At 62.3% G+C, this 16,205-nt stretch carries 15 protein-coding genes; 5 read left to right on the top strand and 10 right to left on the bottom strand.

Going from position 1 to position 16,205, the window contains the following annotated elements; genetic code table 11:
- Positions 1–37: 37 nt before the first annotated feature.
- The 9 genes from VIL88_RS00880 to VIL88_RS00840 form a co-directional block, all read right to left on the bottom strand.
- Positions 38–1,240 carry an aminotransferase class V-fold PLP-dependent enzyme gene (locus VIL88_RS00880; RefSeq protein WP_331984966.1) on the bottom strand — a complete coding sequence of 401 codons (1,203 nt, stop codon included), beginning with the start codon at positions 1,238–1,240 and terminating at the stop codon, positions 38–40.
- A gap of 1 nt (position 1,241) precedes the next feature.
- On the bottom strand, positions 1,242–2,129 hold the full coding sequence (locus tag VIL88_RS00875; protein WP_331984964.1) for an ABC transporter permease: 888 nt from the start codon (positions 2,127–2,129) through the stop codon (positions 1,242–1,244).
- Complete coding sequence (locus VIL88_RS00870; protein WP_331984962.1) at positions 2,126–3,055, bottom strand: ABC transporter permease; 930 nt, start codon at positions 3,053–3,055, stop codon at positions 2,126–2,128. The genes VIL88_RS00875 and VIL88_RS00870 overlap by 4 nt, the downstream gene beginning before the upstream one ends.
- Positions 3,056–3,065: 10 nt before the next feature.
- Entirely contained in the window at positions 3,066–4,883 is a 1,818-nt protein-coding gene (locus VIL88_RS00865) for an ABC transporter ATP-binding protein (protein ID WP_331984960.1), read from the bottom strand.
- A 5-nt stretch (positions 4,884–4,888) separates the two neighbouring features.
- Positions 4,889–6,493, bottom strand: coding sequence for a peptide ABC transporter substrate-binding protein (locus tag VIL88_RS00860; protein ID WP_331984958.1), 1,605 nt, complete (start codon positions 6,491–6,493; stop codon positions 4,889–4,891).
- Between the two features lie 253 nt (positions 6,494–6,746).
- Positions 6,747–7,082: a hypothetical protein gene (locus VIL88_RS00855; protein ID WP_331984956.1), complete on the bottom strand. Its 336-nt coding sequence runs from the start codon at positions 7,080–7,082 to the stop codon at positions 6,747–6,749.
- Between the two features lie 69 nt (positions 7,083–7,151).
- Entirely contained in the window at positions 7,152–7,658 is a 507-nt protein-coding gene (locus VIL88_RS00850; RefSeq protein WP_331984954.1) for a pyridoxamine 5'-phosphate oxidase family protein, read from the bottom strand.
- A 376-nt stretch (positions 7,659–8,034) separates the two neighbouring features.
- On the bottom strand, positions 8,035–8,439 hold the full coding sequence (locus VIL88_RS00845) for a hypothetical protein (RefSeq protein ID WP_331984952.1): 405 nt from the start codon (positions 8,437–8,439) through the stop codon (positions 8,035–8,037).
- Positions 8,440–8,492: 53 nt separating this feature from the next.
- Positions 8,493–8,687, bottom strand: a complete 195-nt coding sequence (locus VIL88_RS00840; protein WP_331984950.1) for a hypothetical protein — start codon at positions 8,685–8,687, stop codon at positions 8,493–8,495.
- Positions 8,688–8,819: 132 nt separating this feature from the next.
- Here VIL88_RS00840 and VIL88_RS00835 point away from each other — a divergent pair, with 132 nt between their 5' ends.
- From VIL88_RS00835 to VIL88_RS00820, 4 genes are all read left to right on the top strand, one after another.
- On the top strand, positions 8,820–9,302 hold the full coding sequence (locus VIL88_RS00835; RefSeq protein WP_331984948.1) for a GFA family protein: 483 nt from the start codon (positions 8,820–8,822) through the stop codon (positions 9,300–9,302).
- Between the two features lie 33 nt (positions 9,303–9,335).
- On the top strand, positions 9,336–9,905 hold the full coding sequence (locus VIL88_RS00830; protein WP_331984946.1) for an NAD(P)H-dependent oxidoreductase: 570 nt from the start codon (positions 9,336–9,338) through the stop codon (positions 9,903–9,905).
- Between the two features lie 121 nt (positions 9,906–10,026).
- The gene (locus tag VIL88_RS00825) at positions 10,027–10,431 is read left to right on the top strand and encodes a hypothetical protein (protein WP_331984944.1); all 405 of its coding nucleotides are present in this window, start codon (positions 10,027–10,029) and stop codon (positions 10,429–10,431) included.
- 541 nt (positions 10,432–10,972) lie between these two features.
- A complete protein-coding gene (locus VIL88_RS00820; RefSeq protein ID WP_331984942.1) occupies positions 10,973–12,664 on the top strand; it encodes an ATP-dependent nuclease in 1,692 nt (563 codons plus the stop codon).
- 189 nt (positions 12,665–12,853) lie between these two features.
- Here the strand turns inward: VIL88_RS00820 and uvrB are convergent, their stop codons facing one another.
- A complete protein-coding gene (gene uvrB, locus VIL88_RS00815) occupies positions 12,854–15,451 on the bottom strand; it encodes an excinuclease ABC subunit UvrB (RefSeq protein WP_414650096.1) in 2,598 nt (865 codons plus the stop codon).
- Between the two features lie 157 nt (positions 15,452–15,608).
- Between uvrB and VIL88_RS00810 the strand changes: the two genes are divergently transcribed.
- Positions 15,609–16,151, top strand: coding sequence for a hypothetical protein (locus VIL88_RS00810; RefSeq protein ID WP_331984938.1), 543 nt, complete (start codon positions 15,609–15,611; stop codon positions 16,149–16,151).
- Positions 16,152–16,205 lie beyond the last annotated feature (54 nt).

The raw sequence follows: 16,205 nt of genomic DNA, 5'->3' as shown, positions 1-16,205 counted from the left end.
GCAACGCGGGCACACACACCATAGTTCAGGCGATTTGTCAGCTTGCCGAAGCTCGCTGCCGCCCCGCGCCAAGGCCCAGAAGTTCGGTGAGCGCCTCTAACAGCAGATCCATCTGCCCGCGGGAGTTGTAGCCTTGGACGGAGAGGCGGCAGATAGAGGTGTCCTGCCATGTGAAGACGGGGATTTCGATAGCGTAGCGGTCCAGCAGGTCGATCTTGAGCTGGTCGGTGTCGCAGGGCGGGATGGGCATGGCGACCATTTGCGGGGCGCAGAATTGGGGGGCGCTAAGCGGCGGCAGGCCGGTGAGTTCGCCCAGGCGCCGCGCCGTGTCCTGCGCCAGCGCCTGGCAATGGGCCTGGACGCTGGTCCAGTCATTGTCGCGGCGAAAGTCGATGGCGGCGGGAACAGTCAGCCATGGCGAGGGATCGCGCGTGCCCTGGATTTCGATCTCGTCGACAAAGGGCGAATTGCCGAAGGCGCCCCTGGTGCCGGGGACCTTCGAGTCCTTGGTCCAGCCATGGGAGATGACGAGGGGATCGAGCAGGCTCTGGACCTCGGGGCGTGCGTGGAGAAAGGCAGAACCCTTGGGTGACATCATCCACTTGTGGCAATTGCCCGAGTAGAAATCGGCGCCAAGCTTATCGAGGTCGAGCGGGATGTGACCGGGCGTATGGGCGCCATCGATAACGCTCCAGATGCCGCGGCGGCGTGCTTCGGCAACGGCCCTTTCGATCGGGAACAGGAGGGCCGTGGGCGAGGTGATGTGGCTGAGAAAGAGGACCCTGGTGCGGTCAGTCATGCCGGCCAGAATGGCGTCGGTGAATTGGGCCTCGCTGACAAGCGGCAGGGGAATGTTGACTACAACGATTTCGGCGCCGGTATGCCGCGCCACATAGGCCCAGGTCTTTTCCAGGGCGGAATATTCATGGTCGGTGGTGAGGATCTGGTCGCCCGGCTTGAGGTCGAGCGACTGGGCGACGACGTTGAGGCCGGTTGTGGCATTGGTGACGCCGACCAGGTCGTCGGCAGAGCAGCCCAGCTCGGCGGCGAGCCGCACGCGCGGCTCTCGGAGGAGGTCGGTGAGACGGCGGCCGAGGAATTCCACGGGTTGTCCCTCGAGCTCCAGTTGCCACTTCTGATAGTCGGCAAAGACAGGACGTGGGCAGGCGCCGAAGGAGCCGTGATTGAGGAACACGACGTCCTCGCGAAGAAGGAACTGCCGGGCAAGATTTTCGGACACGTCAGCGGCCTTTCAGAGTGGGATCGAGAGCGTCGCGCAGGCCGTCTCCGAACAGCGTCGTGGCAAGGACGGTGATGGCGAGCGCGGCGGTGGGGAAGACCGCGAGGTGCCAGTAGAAGAACATGAAATCGATGCCCTCGTTGATCATCTGGCCCCAAGTCGGCGTGGGCGGCGGCACGCCGATGCCGAGGAAGCTGAGGCTTGCCTCCAGCATCATGGCCAAGGGAATGGCCAGGACGAAGCCGACGATGATGGGCGAGATGGAGTTGGGGATGAGGTGGCGGCGGATGACGTACCAGGGCGAAGCGCCGAGCGCCTGGGCAGCGCGCACGAATTCCCTTTCGCGGAACGCCTTTACCTGTGCGCGGACGAGGAGGCAGACCTGCACCCAGCCGAAGAGCGCGGCGATCAGGATGATGGTGAAGTAGCCGCCGCGGGTCAGGGCGCCGAGCAGCATGGCGGCCAAGAGCGGCGGAACCACCGAGAAGAGCTCGATGACGCGCATGATGAACCAGTCGGTCTTGCCGCCGAAATAGCCGGCAAAGGCGCCGAGCGGGATGCCGATCAGGAGGCTGAACAGGGCGGCGGCAAAGCCGATGGTGAGCGAGACGCGGGCGCCATAGACGATGCGAGTGTAAAAATCGCGCCCGAGGCTATCGATGCCGAACCAGTGCTGGCTGGAGGGGAAGGCGAGCGCCTCGGTCAGAAACAGCTGTGCATCGGGTGGCGCGGGGGTGATCAGGGGGGCAAACAGCGCCATCAGGATCAGGACCAGCAGGACGGCGCCAGCGACCATGGCCGCCTTGTTGCCGATGAAACGCTGCCAGGCAAACCAGAGTGGATTGCGCTGGCGATGCGGTGACGCAACGGGGGTCGTATCGATGGTCATTGCCCGCCTCCTACACGGATGCGCGGGTTGATCAGGGCGTAGACGATGTCACTCAGCAGATAGGCGATGCAGTACATGAAGGTGATCATCAGCATCAGCGCCATTTCGAGCGGGTAGTCGCGGCCCTCGATGGAGGAGACGAAATAGGCGCCGAGGCCGGGCACGCGGAACATGGCCTCGACGAAGATGGAGCCCGTCGCGGTGCCGATGAACATGGGCAGGAAGACGGTAACCAGGGGAATGGCGGAGTTGCGCAGCACGTGCTGGAAGATGATGCGGCGCTCGCTCAGACCCTTGGCGCGCAGCACGGTGACGAAGGGACGGTTGAGCGTGTCGAGCATGGCCGAACGGGTGTAACGGGCATAGGTCGCCAGCGGGATCAGCGCATAGACGGCGATGGGCAGGATCCAGCGCTCCGGCTTGCCCCAGCCGCTGGCGGGCAGCCAATTGAGCCAGACGGCAAAGATCAGGATCAGCAGCATCGAGGTCACGAAGACGGGGATGGTGAGCCCGAGCGTGGCCAGCGTCGAGGCGAAATAGTCGATCCAGGTATTGCGGTTGAGGGCCGCCGCCATGCCAAGGAGGATGCCGAGTGGGGCGCCGATCAGCACGCCGAGGCCGCCCAGGACCAGGGACGGAACCCAGGCCCGCGACAGGAGCTGGGTGACAGTTTCGCCGGGGCTCTGATAGGGCACGCCGAAGTCGAAATGCAGCACGCCCCACATGTAGCGGAGGTACTGGACGTGGAGCGGTTGATCGAGACCCAGCTGCGCCATCAGCTTTTCGCGCACTGCCGCCGAGACGGGCATGTCGTTGGCGTCGAACGGTCCGCCCGGGATGGCGTGCATCATGAAGAAGATGACGAGCGATACGATAATGAAGGTGACGGCGACCGAGAGGAGGCGGCGGAGGATGTAAAGGATCATGTTGCGCGCCTCACGTCGTGACGATCGCCTCGACCCGGTGGCCCGGGGCGATGGTGACAAGTTGCGGCTGGGCGTTGGGCGCCATACCTGTTTGGATGACGGTGTAGCGCGGCGTGGCGGCCGCGATCTCGTCGGCGCTAAGGAAGGTCCGCTCGCGCTTGTGGCGGGGATTGGTGGCCGGAAGGGCGTCGAGCAGGGCGCGGGTATAGGGGTGCTGCGGTTCGCTGAAGATCCGTGCCGTGGGCGCTTCCTCGACGATGCGGCCGCGATACATGACCACAACGCTGTCGGTGAGGGATTTCACGGTCGAGAGGTCATGGCTGATGAAGAGGATCGACAGACCCATTTCGCCCTGCAGCGCCTTGAGGAGGCCGATGATCTGTGCCTTGACGGTGACATCGAGCGCGGAGGTTGGCTCGTCCGCGACCAGTACGGTTGGTTCGAGGATCAGGGCACGGGCGATAGCGACGCGCTGGCGCTGACCGCCGGACAGTTCGTGAGAGTAGCGATTGCCGAAGCTGCGCGGCAGGCCGACGCGCTCGAGCCAATCGAGAGCCTTGTCCGTCTGCTCGCCCCGGCTGCCGATGCCATGGATGTGGAGCGGTTCGGCGACAATCTGGGACAGCGTCATCATCGGGTCCAGGGCCGAATAGCTGTCCTGGAAGACGATCTGCATGCGGCGGCGATGGCCTTTCAGCGCCTCGCTGCCGAGAGCGGTGATGTCGGTGCCGTCGAGCAGGATCTGCCCACCCGTGGGCTCGGTGAGGCGCATGGCCATGAGGCCGGTCGTGGTCTTGCCGGAGCCGGATTCACCGACAAGGCCGACGATGCGGTTGCGCGGCAGGATGATGTCGAGAGGCCTGACGGCATGGAAGTCGGCGTGGCTGGTGAACAAGCCGCGACGGCGCTTGATGGAGAAAGTCTTGGCGATGCCGCGCAGTTCAAGCGCTGGCTCGGCGGCGGTTTCCGCGGTGGGCGAGGGATCGTAGCGTGCATCGAGGCTTGCTAGGAGCGCTTTGGTATAGGCGTGACGGGGCGCATCGAAGATCTGCTCTACGGAGCCTTCTTCCATGACCTCGCCGCCATACATGACGAGGACGCGATCCACGGTCTCGGCGATGACGCCCAGATCATGGGTGATCATGATCAGGGCCATACCGAACTCGGCCTGCACGCGCTTGATGAGTTGGAGAATCTGCGCCTGGATGGTGACATCGAGGGCGGTGGTCGGCTCGTCGGCGATCAGTAGCTTCGGACGGCAGGAGAGCGCCATAGCGATCATGGCACGCTGAAGCATGCCGCCCGAGAGCTGATGCGGATAGTAGGAAAGGACATCCCGGGCGTTCTTGATCTCGACGCGCACCAGGAGCTGTTCGGCTTCTGCCAAGGCGTCGCGCTTGCTGAGCCGACGATGCGCCTGGACGGTTTCGGCGATCTGGTGGCCGATGGTGAAGACCGGGTCGAAGGCGGTCATCGGATCCTGGAAAATCATGGCCGCCGAGCGGCCGCGGAGGCGCGCAAGGTCTTCCTTGCCGGCCCGTGCGACGTCCACCCCATCCAGCTGCAGGGTCGTGGCCGAGACATTGGCCGTGGCTGGCAAGAGGCGGAGCAGGGCGCCGCAGCTGACCGACTTGCCGGATCCGGATTCCCCGACAATGCCGAGGCTTTCGCCATCACCAACCGAAAAGCTGATGCCCCGCACGGCGTCGATCCGCCCGCCATACTGGCTGAAGCTGACCTTGAGGTCTTCGATCTGGACGAGGGGCATGAGCAACCTGGGAAGCGAGGCGAGATGCTCCCCGGCATGGCCGGGGAGCAGGTTGTGCACGGCCGTTACTGCTTGGTCAGGTGGGTGAAGAAGTAGTGGGCCAGACGATCGAGCGGCGTGAAGCCCAGGGCGTTGGGCTCGGAGGCCTCGCCGCCGAGTTCGTCGGAGATGACGGCGATGGTCACAGGATGGACCAGCGGCACGATCAGGCCCTGGTCGATCATGATCTGCTCGGCGTCGCCATAGAGGTCGAAGCGGGTATCCCAATCGCTTTCGGCATCGGCCTTGGCGACGAGGGCATCATACTCCGAGATGTGGTAGCCGTGGCGGCCGCCGTTGAAGAAGATGCCGTAGAAGTTCGACGGATCGAGGTAGTCGTATTCGTAAGGTGCGATGAAGATGTTGTTGGTCTTGTTGCGCAGGCCATCCATCCATTCGGCGCCGGGAAGGACGCGGATGTTCATGGTGATGCCCAGCACTTCCTTGAACTCGGCCTGCAGATACTGCGCCATGGCAGGGATGATGGCGCCGTTATAGCCGCCTTCTTCGCGATACCAGATCTCGATTTCGGGGAAGCCTTCGCCATTCGGGTAGCCGGCATCGGCCATGAACTGCTTGGCCTTTTCCGGACCGAACACGGCTTGCGCGGCGACCTCTTCATTGTAGCCAGGATAGCCGGGCGGCAGGATGGAGCCGGCCGGGATGGCGATGTCCTTGAGGACAGTGGAGGTCAGTTCGGCGCGGTCGACGGCATAATAGAAGGCGCGGCGGACGTTGACGTCGTTGAACGGCTCGGAGTCGAGGTCATAGGAAATGTAGGAGGTGGCAAAGACCGCGTTCTTGCGGATGCCATTGGGGTAGCGCTGGCTGGCGACGGGCACCTGACCGGTATTGAGGAAGGAATAATCAGCGTCGCCGGCAAGGAAGGCCGGCAGGCCGACTTCGGGCGCGCCGAGGGTGGGATCGACTTCCAGACGGTCGATCTGGGCCTGCCAGGGGCCGGTATAGGTATCGGACTTGGTGAAGACGACGGCGTTGTTGGACTTTTCCCAGCTCTCGATCTCGAAGGGGCCGGAGGAGACGATGGACTCGACGTTGACCGCCCAGTCGTCGCCCAGTTCGTCGACCTTGTGCTTGGGCACGGGGTACCAGAGGCTGGTGACGGAGGGGAAATAGGGCTTGGGCGCCACGGTAGTGACTTCGATGGTGAGGTCGTCGACCGCCTTGAGACCGAGCGTCGCCACATCGGCACTGCCTTCGGTGACTTCCTTCCAGCCCTTGATGCCGCCGGCGAAGTCCCAATACCAGGCGAAATCATAGCCGGAGGTGGCGGCGCGCTGGAGGGCGAAGACGTAGTCTTCGGCGGTGAGCGGCTCGCCGTCCGACCAGACGAGACCGGGGCGGAGCTTGAACGTCCAGGTCAGCCCGTCCTCGGACTGCGACCAAGACTCGGCGGCCATGGGCGTCAGCTCGAATTCCTTGTCGAAGGTGGCGATCGGCACCTGCAGCAATTCGGAGAAGGTGGCGCGGTCATAGACCGTCTTCATGTAATCCATATAGGTGCCGGCAGTGGATTGGCCGGGCGCCACGACGGTGGTCTGCGCGAGGACGGGCAGGGTCATGGCCGTGGCGGCGACCAGCATGCCCGCCAGTTTCAGTGCTGCATTCATTGAAAAACTCCCTCCGGTGCGGCCGATGCGATTTCCCCTCAGAAATCGACTAATGCCATATGTCTGACAAATGCGGGAGAGCTTGGCAAGCCGGTTGCGATGGGGCGGGGGAGGGGTGGGGGGCGAAGGAGAGGCGGCGTTACCCCCCTTGGAGAAGGTGTGGGGCGAAGGAGAGGCGGCGTTACCCCCCTTGGGGAAGGTGGGGGGCGAAGGAGAGGCGGCGCTACTCCCCGCTGGGGAGAGGGGCCCTTTTCTACCAGCCGGGGCCGGCGAAGTCTGGTGGGGTGACGTTGACCAGGCCCCGGCCCACGATCTCGTCCCGCCGGACCCAGCCGGTGTCGGGGATGTGGCACCATTGTACGCTGCTGCGGCCCCAGAGGGGATAACCTGCATCGCCCAGGGTGCCGAAGGGGGAGTCGGCATCGACCTGGGTGCAGCTGTCGATAGGGATCTGGGAGCCGTCGGGGATGCGGCCGATGATGCGGTAGCCGCTGTCGGGGCCGGCGTGGACGGCAATGTTGCCGCCCGAAACGCGGGCGGTGATCGGCTCGGCGAGAGCGGGGGTGGCGGCGAGCAGGAGAGCGGCCAAAAGAGCGGCTGGCGCATGGGAGAACTCCGTTTGGGGAGTCCAATGCGCCAGCTGCCGCCGAGTTTCAAGCTAGAGGTCGACCTTGGCGTTGTCGCCGAAATCGGGGGCGGTGCCGGTCACGGCGGCGACCGCCATCTTGGCGAAGGCGACGGCGCGGTTGGGGCTGTCCCAGAGTTCGCCGTCATCTGGGGTGACGGTGAGGAGGCGGATGGAGGGGTCGCTGGCATCGTCCCACCAGGCCTTGTCGAAATCGGTCCAGAGCTCGGTGATCTTGGCGCGGTCATTGGTGACCTCGGCGCTGCCCGAGATCACTGCATATTTGTGGCCGCCGGAATCGACCCAGGCGCAGGAGACCCAGGGGAACTTGTCCACCTGCCAGTTCTTCTGGCCCTCGGCGTCGACCAGGAAGTGGATGGCATGTTCCTCGCGGCGGACGCGGGCGGAGAGGGGGCGGGAGCGCTGGCGTTCGCCATCCCAGGTGGTGAACATGCAGATGTCGATCTTGTCGGCCAGTTCCCAGATGCGATCCTGCACCTCGGCCGGGGTCTTGTCGTTGTCGTGGTGTTCCTTGACCATGCTTGGGCTCCATTGCGGTGATGGAGCAGGAACGGGCCAAGAGGGGGGAAGTTGCGGACGTGCCGATGCGCCGGTCTGCCGCATGGCATCCGGGGGCACGGTGGGAAGCGGCTTTCGCCCCGACGGCTTGCGCCGCCTGCTTGGTGTTGTTGAAGAGGCGAAAGCCGCTTCACACGAACGGGATATCCGGCGCATGCATCGAGCGGCTCCATGAAGGAACGTCCGGTTGGGCGATCGGGCGGGGATCCCCCCCTTCTCCTTCTCACGTCCCCGGCCTGCCGGTGGTCAGCATCCACGCCAGTGCCGGGCGCCCCCGGCATCCAGTTCTCCTGCCCGGCGCTGCGTCAGCGCCGCGTGCATGGCAGGAACGGAGCGATTATAGATCGTCGTCATCGGGCGGGGATAACTTTCCCAGGTTCTCCTCCCGATAGGCGATCCCCTCCAGGGTAATCCACTCGTCGCCATATTCGTGCTCGTGGTCGCGGTGGCGCCAGGCAAAGGTGTCGAGCGCCAGCTGCGCATCGCGCAGCATGCTGTTGAGCTGGCGGTGGCGTGGCGGCCGGGCCGGATCGGGCCGGGGCAGCAGACGGGCGCCGGGCTCGCGCGACACCAGGCGGTAGATGTCGCCGAGCAGCGCCCCGACCGTGCCGGTAAGGAGGGGGCTCGCCAGCGCCTCGGGCGCATCGCGAAACGCCTCCAGGACGGCGGGCCGCAACGCCCTCAGCCGCTGGGTATACTGTCCATGTTCAAACACCCGGTCATACGAAATGATGTCGTTCATCGCCTGCTCCTTTTGCCTCAGGGTAAGGCCTCCGGAGCGGGCGGGGATAAGTGCTATTGCCTGATGGTCAGGGTGTTGGTGTCGCGGATGATGACGAGTTCGAAGGGGCGACTCAACCGGTAGCAGTTGTTTTCCGGGTTGAACTCGGCAAAGCGGAAGCCGGCCTCGGCCATCTGGCTGGCTTCGGCCAGGGTCAGCGGCAGGTCGCGAGTGGTGCGGTTGGCAAGTTCGGTGGTGAAGCTGGGCATCGGTATTCTCCCGGAGTGGGTGTTCTCTTTTTGTTCTAAATCGCGTTGCGGGAAAGAGTCCAGAGGGCCGGTCGCAATGTGATCGGGCGCGCGGCGATTGACAGCGGAAGGGCGGGCGGCGAGGCTCCCTTTATGGTGACCTATCAGAAGCTCGAGACGCCGCTGACCGGCGGCTGCCAATGTGGCGCCGTGCGCTACCGGGTGGGCGTCCAGCCGGAAAACGTCCACCTCTGCCATTGCCGCATGTGCCAGAAGGCGGTGGGCGGGCCGTTCGCGGTGATCTGTCCCGTGCTCAAGAGCGATTTTGCGGTGACGCGCGGCGCAATCAGCTGGTTTCACTCGTCTTCTGTGGCGCGGCGGGGCTTTTGCCGGGACTGCGGCACGCCCCTGATCTTCGACTATCCCGATTATCCCGATATCGGCGTCCTTGCCGGCAGCTTCGATCAGCCCGACCGCGTGCCGCCGGTGGTGCAATATGGGGTGGAAAGCCGCGTCCCGTGGTGGCACGGCATCGAAAAGCTGCCCGGCGATGCGCCGACCTATGCCGAGGATCCCCAAGGCATGCTGACGCGCATCCAGGCGAGCAACCGCCAGCATCCGGACCACGACACCTGAGCCAAAAACCACGTTCAAGACGGAGACTTTTGCATGCACATCTATCTGCTGCTGGCCCATCCTGACGGGGAGAGTTTCTGCGGGGCGCTGGCGGACGCCTACGAGGCGGCGGCAAAGGCTGCGGGGCACGAGGTGCGGCGGCAGGATCTGGGCGCGCTCGCCTTCGATCCGATCCTCCACAAGGGCTATAGGGAAATCCAGGAGCTGGAGCCCGACCTCGTCCAGGCGCAGGAGTTGATCAGGTGGTGCGAGCACTGGGTGATCATCTATCCGGTGTGGTGGGGTTCGGTGCCGGCGCTGCTCAAGGGGTTTATGGACCGTGCCGTCCTGCCCGGCTTCGCGTTCAAGCCGCATGACGAGGGTCCCTTATGGGACAAGCTGCTCAAGGGCCGCTCGGCGCAGCTGATCACCACCTCCGACGCGCCCAGCCTTTATCTGCTGCTGGCATATCGCAACAGCGACGTGGCGATGATGAAAAAGGCGGTGCTGGATTTTTGCGGCATCAAGCCGGTCAAGCTGACGCGGCTCGGCAGCATGAAGGGTGCCAGCGACGAGAAGCGGGCGACGTATCTGGAGACGGTGCGGCGGCTGGCTGGGCGGTAGCTGACGAGAGCCTGAAATAGGGTGTAACCGCAATTTCACTTTATAAACAATGACTTATCTGGAACGGAAGGCGCGGGGGCGGGTTAGGAGGGCGAGGGCTTTTCAGTTCGAGGAGAATGAAATGCGTAAACCTGCTGTTTTGTCTTTCGCCACGTCGCTGCTCCTTTCGGGCGCCGCCTTGGCGCAGGACACGGTCGTGGTCGACCTGTCCGGCATCCGCACCCACATTGCCGGCGACCTCGGCATCGATGTCGATGACGTGCCCAGCACCATCTCGCTTTCCGCTGAAGCCGCGGCCGAAGTCTGCGGCATTGCGGTGGGCGATCTCAGCGCCACCTGCGCGGCTATATCCGGTTCGGCTGAACTGACGGCGGCCATCGAAGCCGAGCTCGACGGGAACGGCAATGCCAACAGCGCCCGCGAATTCGCGCCTGGCCAGCAGGATGGCCCGGCCAAGGACTTCGCGCCCGGCCAGCAGGACGGCGACGCCAGGGATAGCGCCCCCGGTCAGCAGAAAAAGCAGTAACAGCTGCCGATCTTTTCCTGTGGCAAGCCCGGCTTCGGCCGGGCTTGTTGCGTTTGGGGCTCTGCTCCTCCCCCTTCAGGGGGGGCCGGGAGGGGGTTTCTTTCCATGAGCGCTGAGCTTGCTTGTGACCGGAAAGGCCGGCTGCGCCGGACCCCCACCCAACCTCCCCCTGGTAAGGGGGAGGGGCGCATCGGGAATGCGGAGCCCTCTGCTCCTCCCCTCCTTCAGGGGGAGGCCGGGTGGGGGTTTTCTTCCCACGCACTGAGTTTGCTTGAGGTTCTTGGAGGCCGGCTGCGCCGGACCCCCACCCAACCTCCCCCTGGTAAGGGGGAGGAGCGCATCGGGGATGTGGCACCTTCTGCTCCTTCGGAATGGGTCAGTAGGGTTCTCCCACATGTGCCAAGTTACTCGAAGTCTCGAACACCCCGCATGCTCCGATACTCAATACGAAGGCCGAATAGTCGCGGTGATAACTCTTGAGACATCACAATTATTGTTTCTGTCGAGGAATCATGCCTTTCATAGGATGGAGAGAGCAAACATGCAGCTGACTAACGTTCGAATTCGAAATTTCCGTACTGTACGCAACGAGATAAATTTCGATGTTCATAGCGGAATGACAATAGTTGGTCCTAATAACGCAGGAAAATCTAATATCCTTCGTGCAATAGGGGTTTTCTTTTCAGGTCAAGATAATAACAAATACGACCATGCAATCGATTTAACTCACGGTTTACATGGTGAGCGTACCAGTATCGCGGTAACATTTGAGCCCAATGATCCAGAGTTTGACTCAGATTTCACGCGTCTTCATGAAGAACTTCGTCTGCTGCATCCCGAGCCGCCGCCGAAAACTTCGAATATCGTCCTGAGCGTGTACTTCACCGAAAAGAATAAGCCGGTTTATGCATTCTTTCCGAATGCTAAGAGGCCGTCTGGAGGACCGAACGCACAGTACTCAAGAGTTCAGAACGAATTAATTGAGCGGATCTTTCGAACTTTTCAAGTAATATATACACCATCTGCCAAAAGTTATTCGGAAATATTTACTGACGTAGTTTCTCCGGAAATTGTAAAGTCAACTAGGGAGATTATATCCAAGGTAATACCTGATGTGAATAATGCTTTAAGTGTCATTACTGACATCATGAACATGACACTATCAGAATGTGGCATGGGCGGAATTACCACTAGAATAAACACCGGTCCAAAAGCGCACTCGGACTTCATGTCAAGTGTCGAGTTCCAAATCTCTGATCAGATCGCAACAGAGTTTTCCCGCAAGGGCACAGGTGTCCAATCGGCAGCTATATTCTCAGCCTTGGTTTGGATTGACCAAGTGCGACGTCTAGAGGGTTACAGGCCTATTTGGTTGATTGAAGAGCCGGAGTCATACCTGCATCCTGAATTGTCGGGAGTCGTTGATAGGCTCATCAGAAAGCTGGGCAATGAATCGACGGTGGTCATAAGCACTCACTCTCTAGCTTTCGTTCCAACAGACGTTGAAAAGGTGGTTGGCTGCGAAATCGAAGCTGGTAGAACCGTGCTTCGTACCTTTGATACCTATTATAGAGCAACTGACCGAATTCGCAGCTCGCTAGGAGTCAGGTTTTCGGATTATTTCAACCTAGCTGAATACAACGTCGCTGTTGAGGGGCAGAGTGACCGCTCTGTCTTCGAATATGCATTAGAAGCTTTGATCTCCGGCGGTGTTCTCGATGCAATTGATTTCCCGCTACTCACGAAATCGAAGTTCCTCACATTTGGTGGCGTGCGGGATCTGACGGCCTTCGTGAAGACTACCTATCAGATGATCTCGCGAGAACGAGCTTTCGTATCGGTACTTGACGGGGATGACGCGGGGATCAAGTGTAGGACTGAACTCCAGCAGTTTCTCGGCAACAAGCAAGTGCGTTTTGAGTCGGGTACCGATTTCTTGTCAGTAAGAAGCGGATTCGCTTTAGAGGGTCTGTTTCCCGACGAATGGATCAATGAACTCTACGAGCGCTCTCCGCAGTACTTCAAGTCGTACTCTGTAGACGTTTTCGGCGATCTAGAGCCATTCCTTCTGCACGACAATCATAAAGGAAATGCACAGAACTTTCTGCTGGCGAAAACTCGAGAGATTGAACCTTCGATGTGGGGCTCAAGATTTTTGGCGTTGTTCAAGGCTATCGAGCTGGCACTGACGAAGCAGAAGGAGCTTCTGGCTTCTCTAAAGACTGCCGCTTAAGGACTTCTCACAAATGCTAGGCCTTAACGTGGGGATGATAAGGATTTGCCAACAGGTGGTCTTCTCGCGTCATTGAAATCTGTTGCGCAGTTCTACCTTCCACAACAGCGTAACCACTATCGAGGAGCATCGCCGCCATTTCCTACTGTTCAAGAAAGACCCCTCGGGTTAGGCCCGAGGGCTTCAGCTTTAGCTGACCTCCCCCTCTAGCGTATCCAGCTCCATCTCCCGCAGCCGCTTGACCTCGTCGCGTAGCCTTGCAGCCTTCTCGAACTCCAGGTTCGTCGCCGCTTCGCGCATCTGGGCTTCCATGTCCTTGATGACGGCGGCGAGGTTGGCGCCGACCTGGACCTGTTCCTTGCCGTCGCGGCCTTTGCCGATGGAGACGGTGACGTGGTCCTGTTCGTAGACGCTGTCGACAATGTCGTGGATGTTGGAGCGGACGGACTGGGGGGTGATGCCGTTGGCCTCGTTATAGGCCATCTGCTTTTCGCGGCGGCGGTTGGTTTCGGCCAGGGCGCGTTCCATGGAGCCGGTGATCTTGTCGGCATAGAGCACGACCTTGCCGTCGACGTTGCGGGCGGCGCGGCCGATGGTCTGGATCAGGGAGGTCTCTGAGCGCAGGAAACCTTCCTTGTCGGCGTCGAGAATGGCGACGAACCCGCATTCGGGGATGTCGAGGCCTTCGCGCAGGAGGTTGATGCCGACCAGGACGTCGAAGGCGCCCAGGCGGAGGTCGCGGATGATTTCGATGCGCTCGATGGTGTCGACATCGGAGTGCATGTAGCGGACGCGGATGCCCTGTTCATGCAGGTATTCGGTGAGGTCCTCGGCCATTTTCTTGGTGAGGACGGTGAGGAGGGTCCGGTAGCCGGCCTTGATCGTGGTGCGGATTTCGTCGACCACGTCGTCGACCTGGGCCTTGGCGGGGCGGATCTCGACCGGGGGATCGATGAGGCCGGTGGGGCGGATCACCTGTTCGGCGAAGACGCCGCCGGTCTGGTCCATTTCCCAGGAGCCAGGCGTGGCCGAGACGTAGACCGATTGCGGGCGCATGGCGTTCCACTCCTCGAAGCGGAGGGGGCGATTGTCCATGCAGGAGGGGAGGCGGAAGCCGTATTCGGCAAGGGTCGCCTTGCGGCGGAGGTCGCCGCGATACATGGCGCCGAGCTGGCCGATGGTGACGTGGGATTCGTCGACGAAGACCAGGGCATTGTCGGGCAGGTATTCGAACAGGGTCGGCGGTGGCTCGCCGGGCTTGCGGCCGGAAAAGTAGCGCGAATAGTTTTCGATGCCGGCGCAGGAGCCGGTGGCTTCCATCATTTCGAGGTCGAACAGGGTGCGCTGTTCGAGGCGCTGGGCCTCGAGGAACCGACCGGCGCCGTTGAGCTCCTGGAGGCGCGCGGCGAGATCGGAGCGGATCTGCTTGATCGCCTGGTTCATCGTGGTGCGCGGCGTCACGTGGTGGGAATTGGCGAAGACGCGAATGAAGGTGAGGTCGGCGGACTTCTTGCCGGTGAGGGGATCGAATTCGACGATGCTTTCGATCTCGTTGCCGAACAGCGAGACGCGCCAGGCGGCGGCTTCATAGTGGGCGGGGAAGATTTCGACTGTATCGCCGCGCACGCGAAAGGTGCCGCGCACGAAGCCGGTATCGCCGCGCTTGTACTGGAGGGCGACCAGCTTGGCCAGGAGCTGGCGCTGGTCGATCTTTTCGCCCTTCTGCACGTCGATGGTCATGGCGGTGTAGTCTTCCACCGAGCCGATGCCGTAGATGCAGGAGACGGAGGCAACGATGATCACGTCGTCGCGCTCGAGGATCGCGCGCGTGGCCGAGTGGCGCATGCGGTCGATCTGCTCGTTGATGGTGGATTCCTTCTCGATATAGGTGTCGGTGCGCGGGACGTAGGCCTCGGGCTGGTAGTAGTCGTAGTAGGAGACGAAATATTCCACCGCATTGTCGGGGAAGAAGGTCTTGAACTCGCCATAGAGCTGGGCGGCGAGGGTCTTGTTGGGCGCCAGGATCAGCGCCGGGCGGTTGGTGGCGGCGATCACCTGGGCGGCGGTGAAGGTCTTGCCCGAGCCGGTGACGCCCAGCAGCACCTGGTCGGTTTCGCCATTGTTGATGCCTTCCACCAGCTCGGCGATGGCGGTGGGCTGGTCGCCGGCGGGGGTCTTGTCGGTGACCATGCGGAAGGGCTTGCGCGGGCCGCGCTTGTCGAGGCGGTTCTGCCCCTTGTGCGGTACCCAGGGGGAGGAGCCTTCCACCTCCTTGCGGCCGTGGAGGATGATCTGCTCGAGGGCTTTCACTGTTGCCGTGACGCCGACAGTGGTGGCGTTGGAAACGTCTTCGTTGTTGCGCGCCTTGTTCTTTTTGACCGACGCATCGAGGGCTTCGCGCAGGCGAGCCTGCGCCTCGGGATCGGCGGCGGCGGCGCGGGAGATGGCGCGGGCGGAAGGCTTGTGGTTGAAGCCGGCCTGGGGGGCCTCGCCCATGCCATCGAAATCGACGCGCTCGACCGAATTGGCGCGCGAGCGCGGCGCCTTGGGCGACATGCCGGTTACGGTGTCGTGCGAGCTCTTGGTCGAGCGGCGCTTTTCCAGCGGGGTCTTGGGGGCAGCCGCTTCCTTTTCCGCAGCCTCGGCCCGGTCCAGCGCGCGCTTGTTCTTCATGCGCTCGGCATAAAGCGGCTTGGAGGCGGCCATGTCCTCGGCCTTTTCGATCTCGGCGAAGAACTCGTCGATGGAGAATTCGGCTTTGCCGGGACGTGCGGACTTGTCGGCCATGGTCTGCCCTAGATGTCTTGGATGCGTCTCAGATGGGGATGGAGGCGCATGAATGCAATGTTGTCGACACCTTAACCCCTCCCGAACGAAGAAGGAACGCCCTCTGCTGACAGGCTGTGTCAGTTGATTGTACAAAAAGCCCGGAGGAGGCGAGAGGATGAACGAGACGGAGCTGAGCTGCCAGTGCGGAGAGGTTAGGCTGGCAATCGTCGGAAAGCCGATCACCGTGGCTGAGTGTTTCTGCAATTCGTGCCGTGAAGCGGCGCGGCGCATCGAGGGCCTGCCCGGACACACGCAGGTGGTGGGGGCGCATGGCTCGACCCATTTCGTGCTTTACCGCAAGGATCGCACGAGGATTGTCGCGGGCTGGGAGCGGTTGCGCAACTTCCGGCTTGGCCCCGATCGGCAGACGCGGCGGGTGATCGCCACCTGCTGCAACACGCCGGTGCTGCTGGAGTTCAAGGGCGGCCACTGGGTGAGCCTTTATGGCAATCTGTGGCATGGCAAAGACCTGCCGCCGGCCCAGTTGCGGACCGTAACCAGCGATCTTGCCGATCCGACCGTGCTGGATGATGCGGTGCCGCATGGCCGGCGTCACACCGCGCTGTTTTTCGGGCGGCTGTTTTCGGCGTGGGCGGCCATGGGCTTCCGGGCGCCACCCGTGGCGCTCAATACGCCAGAAATGGAGTTGCGCGGCTGACGGGAGCTTTCAAGCATACCCGACTCGGATAGAGCCTATCCGGCAGTGTGATGC

Origin of the sequence: Devosia sp. (assembly GCF_036563435.1) — a bacterium.
GTDB lineage: Bacteria > Pseudomonadota > Alphaproteobacteria > Rhizobiales > Devosiaceae > Devosia.
Note: the sequence above shows the minus strand (reverse complement) of the source record. Positions and strands in the feature narration are given on the sequence as shown.